18 protein-coding genes are annotated in these 17,048 nt (G+C 71.5%); 12 read left to right on the forward strand and 6 right to left on the reverse strand.

The features are described from left to right. The 5 genes from G5C51_RS29715 to G5C51_RS29735 all read left to right on the forward strand — a co-directional run. Positions 1–775, forward strand: a 775-nt coding sequence (locus G5C51_RS29715; RefSeq protein WP_276617686.1) for a complex I subunit 4 family protein, incomplete at its 5' end; no start/stop codon positions are given. After that, positions 772–2,256: an NADH-quinone oxidoreductase subunit N gene (locus G5C51_RS29720; RefSeq protein WP_165241664.1), complete on the forward strand. Its 1,485-nt coding sequence runs from the start codon at positions 772–774 to the stop codon at positions 2,254–2,256. The genes G5C51_RS29715 and G5C51_RS29720, both read left to right, overlap by 4 nt. A gap of 88 nt (positions 2,257–2,344) precedes the next feature. Next, positions 2,345–3,517, forward strand: a complete 1,173-nt coding sequence (locus G5C51_RS29725) for an alpha/beta hydrolase (protein WP_338118346.1) — start codon at positions 2,345–2,347, stop codon at positions 3,515–3,517. Between the two features lie 149 nt (positions 3,518–3,666). Beyond that, the gene (gene htpX, locus G5C51_RS29730; protein ID WP_165241666.1) at positions 3,667–4,572 is read left to right on the forward strand and encodes a zinc metalloprotease HtpX; all 906 of its coding nucleotides are present in this window, start codon (positions 3,667–3,669) and stop codon (positions 4,570–4,572) included. Positions 4,573–4,588: 16 nt separating this feature from the next. Beyond that, on the forward strand, positions 4,589–4,990 hold the full coding sequence (locus G5C51_RS29735; protein ID WP_165241668.1) for a YccF domain-containing protein: 402 nt from the start codon (positions 4,589–4,591) through the stop codon (positions 4,988–4,990). Between the two features lie 130 nt (positions 4,991–5,120). Here G5C51_RS29735 and G5C51_RS29740 read toward each other — a convergent pair whose 3' ends face one another. From G5C51_RS29740 to G5C51_RS29750, 3 genes are read right to left on the reverse strand one after another with little or no spacing between them, the layout of a single operon-like run. After that, positions 5,121–5,600, reverse strand: a complete 480-nt coding sequence (locus G5C51_RS29740; RefSeq protein WP_206314472.1) for a dihydrofolate reductase family protein — start codon at positions 5,598–5,600, stop codon at positions 5,121–5,123. Further along, entirely contained in the window at positions 5,501–6,013 is a 513-nt protein-coding gene (locus G5C51_RS29745) for an anthrone oxygenase family protein (RefSeq protein ID WP_165241670.1), read from the reverse strand. Before G5C51_RS29745 ends, G5C51_RS29740 begins: the two co-directional genes overlap by 100 nt. Then, the gene (locus tag G5C51_RS29750) at positions 6,010–6,852 is read right to left on the reverse strand and encodes an SDR family oxidoreductase (protein WP_165241672.1); all 843 of its coding nucleotides are present in this window, start codon (positions 6,850–6,852) and stop codon (positions 6,010–6,012) included. The genes G5C51_RS29745 and G5C51_RS29750 overlap by 4 nt, the downstream gene beginning before the upstream one ends. Positions 6,853–6,945: 93 nt before the next feature. On the opposite strand from G5C51_RS29750, the gene G5C51_RS29755 reads away from it, so the two are divergent. Then, a complete protein-coding gene (locus G5C51_RS29755; RefSeq protein WP_165241674.1) occupies positions 6,946–7,884 on the forward strand; it encodes an AraC family transcriptional regulator in 939 nt (312 codons plus the stop codon). Here the strand turns inward: G5C51_RS29755 and G5C51_RS29760 are convergent. Both G5C51_RS29760 and G5C51_RS29765 read right to left on the reverse strand, forming a co-directional pair. Next, entirely contained in the window at positions 7,847–8,653 is an 807-nt protein-coding gene (locus G5C51_RS29760; protein ID WP_165241676.1) for a class I SAM-dependent methyltransferase, read from the reverse strand. The two genes, G5C51_RS29755 and G5C51_RS29760, sit on opposite strands and share 38 nt — an antisense overlap. Positions 8,654–8,753: 100 nt before the next feature. Next, on the reverse strand, positions 8,754–10,298 hold the full coding sequence (locus tag G5C51_RS29765; RefSeq protein WP_165241678.1) for an MFS transporter: 1,545 nt from the start codon (positions 10,296–10,298) through the stop codon (positions 8,754–8,756). A 218-nt stretch (positions 10,299–10,516) separates the two neighbouring features. Here G5C51_RS29765 and G5C51_RS29770 point away from each other — a divergent pair, with 218 nt between their 5' ends. The 3 genes from G5C51_RS29770 (at position 10,517) to G5C51_RS29780 (ending at position 12,263) form a co-directional block, all read left to right on the forward strand. Next, positions 10,517–11,359: a S1 family peptidase gene (locus tag G5C51_RS29770; protein ID WP_165241680.1), complete on the forward strand. Its 843-nt coding sequence runs from the start codon at positions 10,517–10,519 to the stop codon at positions 11,357–11,359. Positions 11,360–11,475: 116 nt separating this feature from the next. Then, positions 11,476–11,820 carry an ArsR/SmtB family transcription factor gene (locus tag G5C51_RS29775; protein ID WP_165241682.1) on the forward strand — a complete coding sequence of 115 codons (345 nt, stop codon included), beginning with the start codon at positions 11,476–11,478 and terminating at the stop codon, positions 11,818–11,820. Further along, positions 11,817–12,263, forward strand: coding sequence for an SRPBCC family protein (locus G5C51_RS29780; RefSeq protein ID WP_165241684.1), 447 nt, complete (start codon positions 11,817–11,819; stop codon positions 12,261–12,263). The genes G5C51_RS29775 and G5C51_RS29780 overlap by 4 nt, the downstream gene beginning before the upstream one ends. Here G5C51_RS29780 and G5C51_RS29785 read toward each other — a convergent pair. Then, the gene (locus G5C51_RS29785) at positions 12,260–13,045 is read right to left on the reverse strand and encodes a DeoR family transcriptional regulator (protein WP_165241686.1); all 786 of its coding nucleotides are present in this window, start codon (positions 13,043–13,045) and stop codon (positions 12,260–12,262) included. The two genes, G5C51_RS29780 and G5C51_RS29785, sit on opposite strands and share 4 nt — an antisense overlap. Before the next feature lie 206 nt (positions 13,046–13,251). On the opposite strand from G5C51_RS29785, the gene G5C51_RS29790 reads away from it, so the two are divergent. Genes G5C51_RS29790 through G5C51_RS29800 form a run of 3 tightly spaced genes read left to right on the forward strand, consistent with a single transcriptional unit; the run spans position 13,252 to position 16,864 of the window. Beyond that, positions 13,252–14,757 (forward strand): FGGY-family carbohydrate kinase, encoded by a 1,506-nt coding sequence (locus G5C51_RS29790; protein WP_165241688.1) that lies wholly within the window; start codon positions 13,252–13,254, stop codon positions 14,755–14,757. Then, positions 14,757–16,241 (forward strand): FGGY-family carbohydrate kinase, encoded by a 1,485-nt coding sequence (locus tag G5C51_RS29795; RefSeq protein ID WP_165241690.1) that lies wholly within the window; start codon positions 14,757–14,759, stop codon positions 16,239–16,241. Before G5C51_RS29790 ends, G5C51_RS29795 begins: the two co-directional genes overlap by 1 nt. After that, entirely contained in the window at positions 16,238–16,864 is a 627-nt protein-coding gene (locus tag G5C51_RS29800) for a histidine phosphatase family protein (protein WP_165241692.1), read from the forward strand. Before G5C51_RS29795 ends, G5C51_RS29800 begins: the two co-directional genes overlap by 4 nt. The last annotated feature ends 184 nt before the right edge of the window (positions 16,865–17,048 follow it).

A 17,048-nucleotide genomic window follows, 5' to 3' on the forward strand; every position in this document is an offset into this window, starting at 1 on the left:
CCTCAAGATGGGCACCTACGGCTTCGTCCGCGTCCTCCTCCCCGCCACCCCCGACGGCTTCCGCACCTTCGCCCCGTATCTCGCCGCCTTCGCCGCCGCCGGCATCGTCTACGGATCGCTCGCCTGCCTCGCCCTCGCCCGCGACGGCGCGAAGGGCGACCTCAAGCGCCTCATCGCGTACTCCTCCGTCGGCCACATGGGCTTCGTCCTCCTCGGCATCGCGACGATGACCCCCACCGGCGTCAACGGCGCCCTCTTCGCCAACATCGCCCACGGCCTCATCACCGGCCTGCTCTTCTTCCTGGTCGGCGCCCTGAAGGACCGCACCGGCACCTCCGACCTCGACGCCCTGGCGGCGCAGGGCAAGGGCGCCGCCCTCTACGGCCGCACCCCCCGCCTCGGCAGCCTGCTCGCCTTCGGCGCCGTCGCCTCCCTCGGCCTGCCCGGACTCGCGGGCTTCTGGGGCGAGATGCTCGCGATGCTCGGCGCCTTCCGCCCCGCCGAGGGCCTGAACCGCCCGGCGTTCCTCGTCTGCATGGCCATCGCCGGCTTCGGGACGCTGCTCACGGCCGCGTATCTCCTCGTCGTCGTACGCCGGGTGTGCATGGGCGAGCGCCGCCCCCAGCCCGCCGAGCTCCCCGACGTCCGCGGCTACGAGTACGCCGCCTGGTCGCCCCTCGTCGCCCTCACCCTCATCGGCGGCCTCTGGCCGGCCGCGCTGCTCGGCCTGACCGATCCCGCCGTACAGAAGCTGCTGACCGGAGGCCGGGCATGACCTCGCTCGTCCAGTCCGTCGACTGGGTGGCCATCGCGCCCCCGACGATCGCCGCCCTCGCCGCGCTCGCGGTCCTGGTCGGCGACCTGTTCACGTCCCGTAAGAACCTCCTCGGCTGGGCGGCCACCGCGGGGCTCGCCCTCGCGGCCCTCGCCCTGCTCCCGCTCCTCGACGGCGACCGCACCACCTTCTGCCTCAACGAGGGCGCGAAGGCGTGCAGTTACACCGCCGACCGCTTCACCCTCGTCGTCCAGTTCCTGGTCCTCGGCGGCGCGCTGCTCACCGCGCTCCTCTCCCTCTCCGTCGTACGGGACACGAAGCTGCCCGCCGGGGAGTACTGGTTCCTGCTGCTCTCCTCCGCCGCCGGCGCCGCCCTGCTGCCCGCCTCCCGCGACCTCGCCACCCTGGTCCTCGCCCTCGAGGTCGCGTCGCTGCCCGCCTTCGCGCTGGTCGGCCTGCGCCGCGGCGAACGGCAAGGCGAATCGGCCGAGGCCGCGCTGAAGTTCTTCCTCTCCTCCGTCACCGCCACCGCCGTGATGCTCCTGGGCGTCGGCTTCGTCTACGCCGCCTCCGGCTCGCTGCACTTCTCCCGTATCGCCGACGGCCTGGAAAAGGCACCGGCCCAGTTCGACACCCTCGCCACTGCCGGCGTCGCCCTCACCCTGGTCGGCTTCGCCTTCAAGACCGCCGCCGTGCCCTTCCACTTCTGGGTCCCGGACACGTACGTCGGCGCCCCGGTGCCGATCGCCGCGTATCTCTCCGTCATCGGAAAGGCCGTCGGCTTTACGGGCCTGATCCTGGTCACGGTCCTCGCCTTCCCCGGCTATACGGAGGTGTGGGGCCCGGCCATCGCGGTGCTCGCCGCGCTGACGATGACGGCGGGCAATGTCGCCGCGCTGCGGCAGCGGGCGGACGCGGAGCACAGCGCGGTGCGGCTGCTGGCGTGGTCGTCGGTGGCGCAGGCCGGTTATCTGCTGGTGCCGGTCGCGGCCGCCGCGTACGTGGCCGAGCCCGGCCGGGCGGTCGGCTCCACGCTCGCGTACGCGCTCATGTACGCGGTGGTGAACCTCGGCGCCTTCGCCGTCGTCGCGGCCACCGCGGGGACCCGTATCGAAGACCAGCGGGGCCTCACCCGCACCCGCCCCGCCGCGGCGCTCGCGATGGCGTTCTTCCTGGTCAACCTGGCCGGGCTGCCGCCCGGGATCATCGGCCTCTTCGCGAAGGTCACCGTCTTCCGGTCGGCCGTCGACGCCGGGCTCGGCTGGCTGGCGGTGGTGATGGCGCTGAACGTCGTCATCGGCCTCGTCTACTACCTGCGCTGGACGGCGCTGCTGTTCACCCCGCGCGAGGACCAGGCCCCGGCCGCGGTCCGCTTCCCGGCGCCGCTCGCCGGCGTCGTCGGCCTCGCGGCCGCGCTCGCCGTCGCGCTGTCCGGGGCCCCGCAGCTGGTGCTGCGCTGGGCGGGCGAGGTCCTCCTGTAGGCGGATGCTCGACGCGCGATCCGCGCGCGATCCTCATAACGTAAAAGGCGTGAACGATCACGTATCCGGCATATGCCCCCATAGGGCTGTGCCCGAGCCGGAGCCGGCCCGCCACCCGGGCCGGCTCGGCCGGATGCTGGCCGTTCTCGTGGTCGTCATCGGCGTCCTCGCGACCAGCGGCTGGCTGATACGCCCCGACGACCGCCCCGCCGATCCGCGCACCGCGGAGACCGCCGCCTGGGACCGCCTCGTATACGGCCCGGACGCGGCCGCGCAGACCTCGCCGGCCGCCGTGAGCAGATACTTCGCGGGCCTCAACGCCGCCTCCCAGCGGCACCTCGCCGACCGCTACCCGCTCGTGGTCGGCAACCTCAACGGCGCCCCCGCCGAGATCCGCTACCGCGCCAACCGGGTCGCGCTGCGGCAGGCCATCGACGTCGAGCGGCGGTGGCTGAAGACCGCCGACGCCAGCGCCTGGGGCGCCCGCAACGGCCGCCGCAAGGTGCACCGCTACGAGTCGCTGCTCAGCAGCAACCGCCACATCCTCGGCTTCGACCCCTCAGGGGACGGCCGCGCCATCGAGGTCATCGGCGACCTGGACACGGCCGAGCGGATCGAGATCGTCGTCCCCGGCGCCGACAACGGCCTGCTGAACTTCGAGCGCACCGTCGGCGCCGTCACCGCCCCCGCCGGCATGGCCCGCAACCTCTACAACGAGATCCGCGCCCAGGACCCCGGCGCCAAGGTCGCCGTCATCGCCTGGGCGGATTACCAGACCCCGGCCCGTATCGGCATCGGCGCGCTCACCGGCGCGCTCGCCGACCGCGGCGCCGTGCGGCTGCGGGCGTTCATCCGCGCGCTGCCGGAGCGGGCCCGCGCCTCCGTCTTCTGCCACTCCTACGGCACCGTCGTCTGCGGCCGCGCCGCCCAGCAACTGCCCGCCGAGCGGCGGCTGTCGAACCTCACCGTGATGGGCAGCCCCGGCATGCGCACCGACTCCGCGGCCGAGCTGGCGGCGGACCGGGTGTGGGCGACGCGGGTCGGGGACGACTGGGTGGGGGAGCTGCCGTTCGTCGAGTTCGCCGGCTTCGGGCACGGCGCCGACCCGACCGGGCCCGGCTTCGGCGCCCGGGTCTTCGGCGCCGAGGGGGCCCACGGGCACACCGGCTACTTCGCCGAGGGCACCGACAGCCTGCGCAATATGGCGCGGATCGCGCTCGGTAATTACACGAGTGTGACCTGCTCGAACGCGAGGTCATGAGGCATGCCCCGCCACCCGTACGGCCCCATTCCCGACGTTACCGACAAGGGAACTAGTGCTCCCCCAGTCGCGTTGCTCAGTCAGGGAGGGTCCACTGGGAGGTGGAAGCTGCAGAAGGTTCCTCGCACGTCTCGCTTGGAGGACGTACCGTGCACCGCTCGCACAACGGACTGAAGACCGCCGCACTGCTCGGCGGAATGTCGGCCCTCATCCTCCTCATCGGCAGCGCCTTCGGACGTACGGGCCTGATCATCGCGCTCTTCATCGCGATCGGCACCAACGCCTACGCGTACTGGAACAGCGACAAGCTCGCCCTCCGCGCGATGCGCGCCCGCCCGGTCAGCGAGATCGAGGCGCCGCAGCTCTACCGGATCGTCCGCGAGCTCTCGACGCAGGCGCGGCAGCCGATGCCGCGGCTGTACATCTCGCCGACCGCCGCCCCGAACGCCTTCGCGACCGGCCGCGACCCGCGCAACGCGGCCGTGTGCTGCACGGAGGGGATCATGCAGATCCTCGACGAGCGGGAGCTGCGCGGGGTGCTCGGCCATGAGCTGATGCACGTCTACAACCGCGACATCCTGATCTCGTCGGTGGCGGGCGCGCTGGCCTCGGTCGTGATGTTCCTGGCGAACTTCGCCTGGCTGATGCCGATGGGCGGCGGCAACGACCGCGAGGGCCCGGGCCCGCTCGGAATGCTGATGATCATGCTCCTGGGTCCGATCGCCGCCTCCATCATCAAGCTGGCGATCAGCCGCTCCCGCGAGTATTCAGCCGACGAGACCGGCGCCCGCCTGACCGGCGACCCGCAGGCCCTGGCGAGCGCGCTGCGCAAGCTCGACGCCGGCACGAAGCAGCTCCCGCTGCCGCCGGAGCCGCGGCTGGAGACGGCGAGCCATATGTTCATCGCGAACCCGTTCCGCGGCGGCGCGGGCGCCAAGCTTTTCTCCACCCACCCGCCGATGGCCGAGCGCATCGCCCGGCTGGAGCGGATGGCGGGGCAGGGACAGAGCCAGCCGGGCGGTGGCCAGGTCGGCCCCGGCGGCTGGAGCGCGTAACTGTCAGGCTTGAGTCATGAACACACTGCTGAATCTCATCTGGTTCGTGCTCGCGGGCCTCTGGCTGGCGATCGCGTACGTATTCGCCGGGCTGCTGCTCTGCGTCACGATCATCGGCATCCCCTTCGGCATAGCCTCGTTCCGCATCGCCGGATACGCACTGTGGCCCTTCGGCCGGACCACGGTCGACCGGCCGGGAGCCGGGGCGCCGTCCCTCATCGGGAACGTCCTCTGGATCGTCCTCGCCGGCTGGTGGCTGGCCCTCGGCCACATCGTCACCGGCATCGCCATGTGCGTAACGATCATCGGCATCCCCCTCGGCATCGCGAACTTCAAGCTCATCCCGGTCTCCCTGATGCCACTGGGCCGCGAAATCGTGCCGACGGACCGCCCCTTTGCGGGGACGGCCCGTTGGTAGTGCTGTCCTCCTATTTGGTGGTGTAGGTCAGCACGACGACGCCGGACGCGAACGGTGTGGTCCTGACCAGCTTCAGGTGCGTGGTGTCGATTCCGTCGAGGAGGCGGCCGCCGCTGCCGGCGATCATGGGCTACATCCACAGGTGGAGTTCGTCGACGAGCTTGTTCTCGAGCAGCGTGCGGCTCAGCTCCCCGGTGCCGAACTTCAGGATGTTCCCGCCCGGCTGCTCCTTCAGCCGGGCGACTTCCTTGGCGACGTCGCCGTTGATGACGGTGGCGTTCCAGGTGAGGTCGGCGTCGGTGAGGGTCCGGGAGGCGACGTATTTGGGCAGGGTGTTCATCCGCACCGCGTACTCGCCCTCGATCTCCTCCATGTTCGGCCAGACCGGGGCGAAGATCTCGTACGTCTTCCGGCCCAGCAGCAGCGCGTCGGCGGCGAACAGCAGCTCCCGCGCGTAGGCGGTGTACTCCTCGCCGAAGTACGGTGCGGCGAATTTCTCGGGTGCAGCGATCAGCTGCCCGTGTGCCGCCCGTACTGCAGCAGCGCCGCGCTCAAGGCGCCGAAGGCGGCCACGTTGGTGTAGGTGCGGATCGCGTTCCAGCGCACCCACTTGGCTTCGAAGTGCTCGCGCAGCGCGGCCAGATCCTTCACCTTCTCCACCGGTCCGGCCGCGTCCAGGTCGTTGTTGAGCGGCATATTCATGGCGAACGTGATGCCCACCGTGCCGAGATAGAGCACCAGCGCCGCGACGACCCACGGCAGGACCGCCGAGCGCAGCTCGCTCTCCGCGCCGAGCAGCAGGCCGCCGGCGAGCGCGATGAACAGCAGCGCGCCCATGAAGGCGAGCATGAACCAGCCGTTCAGGATCACCCTGTTGATGTGCCACATGACCTCGACGAACGAACGGTCCGAGGACTTCTTCAGGGACGGCATGATCGTGTTCGTGAAGATGAAGAACAGTCCGGCGCTGATGCCGGTGGTGATGAGCGCCGCGATCAGCGACGCCGTACGCAGTCCGGTCATTGCTTCCACGCCCCTTCCGCCGCCGCCTCGCGGGCGAAGTCGCTGAAGTCCCGCGGCGCGCGGCCGAGGGCCTCTTGGACGCCGTCCACCAGGAAGGCGTTGCGGCCGTCGAGGATGCGGGTGAAGAGGTCGGTGAACAGCTCCACGATCTCCGGCGGCAGATGCTCGCCCGCGACCTCCGCGAACTGCTCGGCGGTTACGGGCACATACCGCACCTCGCGCCCGCTCGCCGCGGTGATCGCCGCCGTTGCGTCGTGGAAGGTCAGCAGCCGCGGACCGCTCAGCTCGTACGTCCGCCCGGCGTGCCCGTCATCGAGCAGCGCGGCGACGACCACGTCGGCGACGTCTCCCAGGTCCACAAAGGGCTCCGGCACCTCGCCCGCCGGCAGCACCAGCTCGCCGCCGAGCACCGGCTCCAGCAGGAAGTCCTCGCTGAAGTTCTGCATGAACCACGCGCACCGGACGATCGTCCACTGCGCACCCGAGGCCTTGACCGCCTCCTCGCTCGGATGCGTCTCCTCCTCCCCGCGGCCGGAGAGCAGCACCAGCCGCTCGACACCGGCATCGACGGCCCGGGCGGCGAACTCCCGTATCGCCGGCGCCGCCGCCGGGTCGGCGAGGTCCGGGGCGTAGGTGAGATACGCGGCGCGGACGCCCTCGAGCGCCGGGCCCCAGGTCTCCGGCTTGTGCCAGTCGAAGGCGATCTCGCTGTTACGGGAGACGGCGCGCGCCGGCACTCCGCGCTGCACGAGCCGCTCCGCCACTCGGCGGCCGGTCTTGCCGGTGCCGCCGATGACCAGGTTGATGTTCTTGCCGTTGACGTTCTCGTTGTTTGTCATGCCTTAAGTGAAGCCGCCGCGCGTGAGACGAACCATCGCTCAGGCGCTTAATGCCATACGCGAGCGTCTACGCCCCGCGGTACCTTTGAAGACATGGACTCGCTCGCCGGTCTTCTCAACTCGCCCCGCGCACAAGACGCGTTCATGATGCGCGCCCTCCTCGACCCGCCGTGGTCGATCCGGATCCAGGACCGCTCCCCGCTCTCCGTCGTCGCGGTCGCGCGCGGCGAGGCGTGGGTGATGTACGAGGGGGAGAAGCCGGTGCACGTCGGCGAGGGTGACATCGCGATCACCCGCGGCCCCGACGCGTATGTCTTCGCCTCCGGCCCGGACACCGAGCCGCAGGCGATCATCCACCCCGGCGGGCGCTGCGAGACCCCGGACTGCCGCAGCCTGGCGGACGAGATGAGCCTGGGCGTACGCAGCTGGGGCAACGATCCGGAGGGCGCCTCGATGATGCTGATCGGCGCGTACGAGCACACCGGCGAGGTCGGCGCGCGGCTGCTCAGTGCGCTGCCGCGGCTGGCGGTGCTCACCCGGGAGATCTGGGAATGCCCGCTGCTGCCGTTCCTGGCCGAGGAGATCGTCAAGGAGGAGCCGGGGCAGGAGCTGGTGCTCGACCGGCTGCTCGACCTGCTGACGGTCGCCGCGCTGCGGGCGTGGTTCTCCCGGCCCGAGGCGGAGGCGCCGGCCTGGTACCGGGCCCAGTCCGACCCGGTCGTCGGCCGCGCGTTGAAGCTGCTGCACCACAACCCGGCGCACTCCTGGACGGTCGCCGACCTGGCCGCCCAGACCGGCGTCTCCCGCGCCTCCCTGGCCCGCCGCTTCGCCGAACTCGTCGGCGAGCCGCCGATGTCGTACCTGACCGGCTGGCGCCTGGCCCTCGCCGCCGACCTGCTGCGCGAGCCGGAGGCGACGGTGGGCGCGGTCGCGCGGAAGGTCGGCTATGCGACTCCGTTCGCGCTGAGCACCGCCTTCAAACGGGCGCACGGGGTCAGCCCACAGGAGCACCGGGCTTCCGTGCCCGCGTGACGACGTACTCGTAGAACCACGCCGTGAAGCCCGGATCGGCCATCAGCTCGCCGAAGCGGTGCAGATCCGCCTCCGTCACGCCCTCCTGCAGCAGCCGGGGCGTCAACTGGTTGAGGTAGTTGCGGAAGAGCAGGCAGCCGGCGCTGCCGCCGTCCATGGTCTGCGAGTGCGCCACGGCGTGCCCCTCCGTCAGCCCCGCCGCAGTCATGTGCCCGTACGCCGCCCGCGCCCAGTGCACGCTGATGCCCAGGGCGGGAGCCATGACCTCGTGCGTCAGATACATGATCCGGTCCCACAGCTGCCGGTCCGCCGAGCTCGGCGCCGCCAGCACGGTCCGCTCCCGCCCGGAGAAGTCCCCGGTGACCAGCCAGCCGCCGGGCGCCAGCGCGCCCACCAGCTCCTTGAGGATCTCCTCGCGGCGCGCCAGATGCTTCATCAGCAGCCGGGCGTGGATCAGGTCGTACGGACCGTCGTCCGGCAGGCCGTCGTTGACGTCGTGCCGCCGGACCTCGACCTCCGGCCGCTCGGGCAGGTGGCTGGTGTCGAGGTCCACCGCCACCACCCGGCCGCCGGGGCCCACCCGGTCGGCCAGCCACCGCGTGATGGAGCCGCCGCCGGCGCCCAGGTCCAGGCAGTGCCACCCTGCCTGGACCCCGGTCGCCTCCAGGCACCGCACGGTGGGGTCGTCCAGCAGCTTCGCGAGCAGATCCACCTGGATCGCGCCGAGGTCGTCACCGGTGTCGTAGATGTATTCGTCGTTGCTGCCCATGCCTGCTCCCCCGTCGCCATCGGGCATAACTCCCGCATGCTGACGGCCCGTTCCGTAAGGCGGCAACTTCTTGCACCGGGAAGCAAACGGAACCCGCGCTTCAGTCCTTCCGCAGCGCCTCGGGCGGCCCCGCCGCGTCCTGGCCGCGGCACTGCAGCGGCGGCGCGTTCACCGAGCAGTGGTGCTTGCACGGCGGCGCGGCTGCGGGCTCCTCGGGGGAGCCGCGGAGCACGTCGTTGCTGATGGTGAACCACGCCAGCAGCGCCCCTGCCACCAGCAGCGCCGCGCAGATCAGCACCGCCATCCGGAAGCCGTCGCCGAAGGCCGCCGGGTCGCGGTAGTCCTCGCCGGACAGCCCCGCCGCCAGCGGCAGTGCCGCGACGGCGAGCAGACCCGCCGCCCGCGCCACCGCGTTGTTGACGCCGGAGGCGAGGCCCGCGTGCCGGTCGTCGGCGGCGCCGAGGACCGTGGCGGTGAGCGGGGCGACCGCGGTCGCGAGGCCGAGGCCGAAGACGGCGACGGCGGGCAGGACGTCGGTGGCGTACGAGGCGTGCTCGCCGATGCGCAGCATCAGCAGCAGCCCTGCCGCCGAGATCGCGGGGCCGAGGGTCATCGGGAGCCGGGGGCCGATGCGTTCGGCGAGCTTGCCGGAGCGCTCGGACAGCAGCAGCATGATCACCGTTACGGGCAGCAGCGCCGAGCCCGCCGTCAGCGGCGAGAAGCCCGCGGTCACCTGCAGATGCAGCACCAGCAGGAAGAACACCCCGCCGATCGCCGCGTACACGGCGAAGGTCACCACATTGGCCGCGGTGAACTGCCGCGAGGCGAAGATCGACGGCGGCAGCATCGGATGCGAACTGCGCCGCTCCACGAGCACGAAGCCGACCAGCGCCGCCAGCCCGACCCCTGCGCTCACCGCGACCGCCACCGGCCCGGTCCCCGCCTCCGCCCCCGCGATCAGCGCGTACGTGACCCCCGCGAGCCCCACAGCGCCGAGCACCGCCCCGGCCGCGTCGAAGCGCCCGGTCGCGGTCTCGTCCCGGCTCTCCGGCACGTGCCGGGCGGCGATCAGCACCACTGCGGCGGCGAGCGGGACGTTGATGAAGAACACCCAGCGCCAGTTCACCGCCTCCACCAGCCAGCCGCCGAGCAGCGGACCCAACGCGCCCGCGATGCCGCCGAGTCCGGACCAGACGCCGATCGCGCGGGCCCGGTCCGCCGGCACGAACGAGGCCTGGATCAGCGCCAGCGAGCCGGGCGTCAGCAGCGCGCCGCCGATGCCCTGGAGGGCGCGGGCGGCGATCAGCGTGCCGGTGCCGGGCGCGAGGCCGCACAGCAGCGAGGCGACGGCGAACCACACGCTGCCGATGACGAACAGCCGGCGCCGCCCGTACCGGTCGCCGAGCGCGCCGCCGAGGAGGATCAGCGCGGCGAGGGTGAGGGTGTAGCCGTTCACCGTCCACTGGAGGCCGGCGAGCGAGGCCCCGAAGTCGTCGCCGATGGCGGGGAGCGCGACGTTGACGACGGTGCCGTCGAGGAAGGTCATCCCGGAGCCGATGACGACGGCGGTGAGCACCCAGCGCCCGGCGGCGTCGGAGAGGCGGAGCAAATCCGGGGAGTTGCGGGCGCCGGCTGGGGTAGCCATGACGGTATCCGATCGAAGCGGGGCAGGTCCGGTCGAAACCTATCGGACCGCAAACGGAATCTTCGGCTCAACTCCCCAATCGTCACAAGACTTTTCGCCAGACGCCCTTGTGTGCCATTTGCTGGGAGGCAATACTCGGTGCCTTGTCAGGGACACGGCGTTCCCTGCCACACGGGCACGACGTTCCCTCGCGTCAAAGAGCCTGAGGAGGCCCTGAGTTGAGGCTCAAGCAAGTAACCCCCCACATTGCCATCGCATCCGCTCTGGCGGCAGCCGCCATCTTCGTGCTGCCGAACGCACAGGCGGCCCCCAGCGTGACCCAAAAGGCAGCTGAGGCCGGCGCCGCGGTGAAGGCCGCGGACATAGGCGGAACCGCCTGGGGCAAGTCCACGGACGGCAAGCTGCTGGTGACCGTCGACAAGACGGTGAGCAAGAAGGAGCTCGCCAAGATCAAGAAGGCGACCGCCGACTACAGCGATGCCGTCGAGATCAACCGCACGGAAGGAACGTTCCGCAAGTACATCGCGGCCGGCGACGCCATCTACGGCGGCGGCTCGCGCTGCTCCCTCGGCTTCAACGCCGAGAAGGACGGCAAGAAGTACTTCATCACCGCGGGCCACTGCGGTGAGTCGGTGCAGGAGTGGACCGCCGACGAGGGCGGCTCCGAGAAGCTCGGTCCGACGACCGACTTCAGCTTCCCGGAGAACGACTACGCGCTCGTCGAGATCACGAACTCCGCGATCGAGACCCCCGGCGGCTACACCGCCGCCGAGGCCACGGTCGGCGAGAACGTGACCAGGACCGGCTCCACGACCGGCACCCACACGGGCTCCGTCACGGCCCTCGACGCCACGGTCAACTACGGCAACGGCCAGATCGTCAACGGCCTGATCCAGACCGACGTCTGCGCCGAGCCCGGCGACTCCGGCGGCCCGCTCTACGACGGTGACAAGGCCCTCGGCCTGACCTCCGGCGGCAGCGGCGACTGCACCTCGGGCGGCGAAACCTTCTTCCAGCCGGTGACCGAGGCGGTTGAGGCGTACGGCGTGACCCTCCTCTGACCACACACCCCCCACAGCACCACGCAAGCCCCCGGCCGATCGCGACGGCCGGGGGTTTCGCTTGTGCCGGGGGCCTGACTGGACACGTAGGAAATTTCCTACGTATAGTCGATGGCATGGCCCAGGACACCGACCAGGTATTCGCCGCCCTCGCCAGCCCCGTGCGCCGCGAGGTGCTGCGGCTGCTGCGGGACGGCGGGCCGCAGCCCGTGCAGCAGCTAGCCGACCGCTTCGACATGCGCAGGCCCAGCTTCTCCGAGCAGCTCCGGGTGCTCCGGGAGGCCGGCCTGGTCAGCGAGCGGCGGTCGGGCCGGCAGCGGATCTACGCGCTGCGCGCCGAGCCGCTGGCCGGCGTGCAGGACTGGCTCGGCCCGTACGAGCGCTTCTGGCGCGGCAAGCTGCGCGCGCTGGGCGACGTCCTGGACACCCTCCCCGACGACGAGCACACCGAGGACACATGAACGACAACACCGAACTCCACCTCGACCAGTACTTCGCCCACCCGCCCGCCAAGGTCTGGCGCGCGCTCACCGAGCCCGAGCTGATCGCCCGCTGGATGATGCCCGGCGACTTCCGCCTGGAGGTCGGCCACCGCTACCGGCTGCAGGCGCGCCCGATGCCCGGCACCGGCTTCTCCGGCACGATCGACGCCGAAGTCCTCGGCTACGAGCCGGAGAAGAGCGTCACCGTCCGCTGGCAGGACGCCGCGGCCGAGGGCAGCCCGGCCGACTTCACGATCACCTGGCGGCTGGAGGCGGAGGGCCACGGCACCCGGCTCTTCCTCAGCCAGAGCGGCTTCGACCCGGACGACGCGATGTCCCAGCAGGCCCGGAAGATCATGGGCGGCGGCTGGACGTCGATGGTGTTCCCGGCGCTGGACAAGGCGCTGGAGGAGATGGGCTAGCGGGCCCGTACCACCGTCACCGGCACCCCCAGGTCACGGAGGTGCCGGAGGGTGCCGGGCGGCACCCCGTCGTCGACGAGCACCGCGTCGAAGTCGGTCAGCGGCGCCAGCGCGTAGACCCCGCGCCGGCTGAACTTCGTGTGGTCGACGAGCAGGATTCGCCGCCCCGCCCGCTCCATCAGCGCCCGCTTGACCTGCACGGTCTCCTGGGACTGGTGGTAGCAGGTGGCGCCGGTGACCGCCGTGGTCGACATGAACAGCACGTCCGCGCCGAAGGACGCTACCGACTCCGCGGTGTGCGGACCGAGGAAGGCGTCGTACGCCGGGTAATACGTGCCGCCGAGCGCGAGCAGGGTGATGCCCGGCTCGCCCGCCAGGAGCTTGATCACCGGCAGAAAGTTGGTGATGACGGTCAGCGGGATGCGCTCGGTGAGGTGCTGCGCGAGGGCCAGGCAGGTGGTCGACTCGTCGATCATCACGGTCTGGCCGGGGGTGAGCAGCTGCAGGGCGGCGCGGGCGAGCCGGTGCTTGGTGGCGTGATTCGCCGCCATCCGCTCGCTGATGTCGCCGTGGAAGAGCAGCGAGGGCAGCGAGGACGCGCCACCGCGCACCTTGCGCAGCCAGCCCTGCGCCTGCAGCACGTCCAGGTCGCGGTGGACGGTCATGACGCTGACCCCGTGCTCGGCGGCCAGATCGGCGGTGCGCACGAAGCCCTCGGCGCCGACGCGCTCGCGGATCCGGTGCTGCCGGCCGGGGCGGGCGTCACCGTCCTTTTCCGTCACAGCGGACACCACCCTCCAACGTTAATTTCACGCCCACTTCACACGGCCAATCGCCACCTGCAGCCCAGGTCAGGCGGGAATTCCGAGCTCGACGCGGACGACTTCCATGTTAGGCGAGGACTTCTTAACACCGCTTCCCGGCTAAACCGCGAGAGGTCCTGCCGCGCTCGTTGACCAGCCCCCCACCGCACGGGTTCGCTGTCCCCATGTCCGTACTCTCCATCGACGTCGGCACCTCGATGATCAAGTCCGTGGTCTACGACGACCAGGGCCGCGAGACCGCCGTGGCCCGGGTCGCCACCCAGGTCAGGCGCCCGCATCCGGGCTGGGCCGAGCAGGACATGGACGCCGTCTGGGAGGCGGTCGCGCAAACGGTCCGTGAAGCGGTGGCCGAGCTGCGGGCGAAGGGCGCGGAGCCGGTGTGGCTGGTGACCTTCACCGCGCAGGGCGACGGCTGCTGGCTGGTGGACGCGGCCGGCCGCCCGACGGGCCCGGCCGTGCTGTGGTCCGACGGCCGCGCGGCGGACATCGTCGACGCATGGGAGCGCGCCGGCGTGCTGGCCGACGCCTTCCGCCGCAACGGCTCACTCACCTTCGCCGGCCTGCCGAACGCGATCCTCACCTGGTTCGAGCGCCACGACCCGCAGAGACTGGCCCGCTCGACCACCGCGCTCACGGCAGCCGGCTGGCTCTTCCTCCGCCTGACCGGCCAGGCGGTGATGGACGAGTCGGACGCCTCGGCACCCTTCATCGACCACGCCACCGGCGATTACGACCAGGGGATCATCGATCTCTTCGGGCTCGAGGACACCCGACGCCTGCTGCCCCGCGTCGTAGGGGACGAGCAGCGTACGGCCGAGATCACCGCAGAGGCGGCCGAACAGCTGGACGTCCCCGCCGGACTCCCGGTCGTCATGGCCCCGTACGACATCGCCGCCACCGCCCGCGGCGTAGGCGTCGTCAATCCGGGCCAGGCCTGCGCCATCCTCGGCACCACCCTGTGCGTCGAGGTGGTCCGCACCGCCGTCGATACCACCGGAGAGCCGAGCGGCATCAACATCGCGTACCGGGGACGGGAACGAGTCCTGCGCGCTTTCCCGACCCTCTCCGGCACGGAGGTCCTGGACTGGACCGCGAAGACCCTGGCCCTGCCCGGCGCACAGGAGCTGATCTCCCTGGCGATGGAGGCGGACCCGGGCGCCGGCGGCCTGGCCTTCCTCCCCTACCTCTCACCCGCAGGCGAACGCGCCCCCTTCCTGGACCCGCGCGCCCGAGGCACCTTCTGGGGCCTGTCACTCGAGCACTCCAGAGCCGACGTAGCCCGCTCCGTACTCGAAGGTCTCTCCCTCGCCCTGCGCGACTCGCTCACAGCCTCCCGCACGGAGATCGACGAGCTCCGCCTCTGCGGCGGCGGCGCCAACAGCGAGGCCTGGTGCCGCCTGATAGCGGACGCGACCGGCATCCCGACAGCACGCTCGACCGACACCGAACTGGGCGCCAAGGGCGCCTTCCTGACCGGCCTGGTCCTCACCGGCGCCGAGTCGAGCATGCACCGAGCGGCCGACAAGTATGTCCGCATGGGCGGCCGTTGGGAGCCGGACCCGGACCGAGCCGCGCTCTACGCCGAACGCTACGACTCCTTCCGCACCTGGCGCGAACTGGCCCGCGGCGCGGGCTGGCAGCCGCGCCCCACCCCGTACGAGAAGGCTTGATGCACTCCGACGACTCCGTAACCCTCGGCCTGGACCTGGGCACCCAGAGCGCCCGCGCCGTCGCGATCGACGCCCACGGCACCGTCCTCGCCGCCGCGTCCCGCCCCCTGACGAGCCGCCGCGACGGACGCAGCCACGAGCAGGACCCCGAACAGTGGTGGACGGCCCTCGCGGAGGCCTGCCGGGAGACGCTGACGCTGCTGGGGCCGCGCACGGTGACCGCACTGGCCATCGACGGCACCTCGGGCACGATCCTCCTCGCGGACGCGCAAGGCACCCCCCTCACCCCAGCCCTGATGTACGACGACGGCCGGGCCGCCACGGAGGCCGCACGCGCCAACGAGGCCGGGGCCGACATCTGGCAGCGGCTCGGCTATCGCAGCATGCAGCCGTCCTGGGCGCTGCCCAAGCTCCTCTGGCTGCTGGAGCACTCCGCGCCCCCGCAGGGCACCCGACTGCTGCACCAGATCGACCTGATCACCTGGCGCCTGGCCGGCCACCAGGTGGCATCCGACGCCAGCCACGCCCTCAAGACCGGCTACGACCTCATCGACGAGCGCTGGCCGGACAAGGAATTCGCCGCGCTGAACATCCCCGGATCGCTCCTCCCGGAGGTCGTACGCCCCGGCACAGTGCTCGGAACGGTGGCCGCGGAGGCGGCCCGTATCACCGGCATCCCCGAGGGCGTGGCGATCGTCGCGGGGATGACGGACGGCTGCGCCGCGCAGATCGGCGCAGGCGCGCTGACACCCGGCGCCTGGAACTCGGTCCTCGGCACCACGCTGGTCCTGAAGGGCGCGAGCCCGCATCTCGTACGGGACCCAGCCGGGGTCGTGTACTGCCACCGCGGCCCGGCCGGCACATGGCTGCCCGGCGGGGCATCGAGCAGCGGTGCCGGAGTGATCAGCCGAGAATTCCCCGACGCAGATCTGGTCGCACTGACGGAGGCAGCAGCCCGTACAAAATCGCCCTCCGGCTCAACCCCCGTCGCCTACCCCCTCGTCGGCACCGGCGGCGAGCGCTTCCCGTTCCGCGCCCCGGACGCCCGGCCGTTCATGCTCGGCGACCCCGCCGACGAGGCGGAGCGCTTCCACGCCCATCTCCTGGGCGTCGCCTGCCTGGAACGGCTCTGCTTCGACTACCTCGACCACCTGGGCGCCCCGGTGGACGGCCCGCTCACCCTCACCGGCGGCGGCGCCCGCAACGCGTACTGGAACCAACTCCGCGCCGACGTCCTGGGCCGCCCCGTCTCTCTCCCCGAACAGGCCGAGGCCGCCGTCGGCATGGCGGTCCTGGCCGCCACCCACGACGGCACCCCACTGGCCGACGCAGCAGCCGCACGCGTACGCATCCGCCAGGAACTGACCCCCGACCCCACCGCCCGCTTCACCCCCACGTACCTGGCGCTGCTGGACGAACTGAACCACCGAGGCTGGCTGGCCACAGAAGTGGCCGACCACGCCCGCCGAAAGGCCCTGCAATGACCGACTTCATCCTCGTCCGCCACGGCGAAACCGTCTGGCACGCCGAGAACCGCTACGCCGGCCGCACCGACGTCGCCCTCACCCCCCGCGGCCACGCCCAGGCAGCGGAACTCGCCGACTGGGCAACAGGAGCAGGAATCGACGCGGTGGTGAGCTCACCCCTGTCCCGCGCCCGCCTCACAGCAGCCCCCACGGCCAAGGCCCTCGGCCTGGCGCCCCGCATCGAAGACCGCCTGCTGGAAGTCGACTTCGGCCGCGGCGACGGCCTCACCCGCACGGAGATGGGCAAGGCCTTCCCCGAGGGACTCAAGGCCTTCCTCAACGACCCCGTAGCCAACCACCTCCCCGACGGCGAGGACCCGACCCAGGCAGCCACCCGCGGCACCGCGGCCCTCAAGGACCTCACCAGAGAACTCCCCGACGCCCGCATCCTGGTGGTCGCCCACTCCACCCTCATCCGCCTGGTCCTCTGCAGACTGCTGAACATCCCCCTGGCCGCATACCGCCGCGTCTTCCCGGAGTTGCACAACGGCGCCCGCACCGAACTGCGCATCCGAGCCGGCCGCTCCTCCCTGATCAAGCTGAACGCCCCGTGCACCCCGGCCGTACCCGCCGGCCAGTAACGGCATCCCTCACCGCCCACGCCTCACCGCCCAACCGCCACCCGGCAGCCCAACGCACCCACCGCCCGCTTCACCCCCACGTACCTGGCGCTGCTGGACGAACTGAACCACCGAGGCTGGCTGGCCACAGAAGTGGCCGACCACGCCCGCCGAAAGGCCCTGCAATGACCGACTTCATCCTCGT

Source organism: Streptomyces coryli (genome assembly GCF_011044975.1).
Classification (GTDB): domain Bacteria; phylum Actinomycetota; class Actinomycetes; order Streptomycetales; family Streptomycetaceae; genus Streptomyces; species Streptomyces coryli.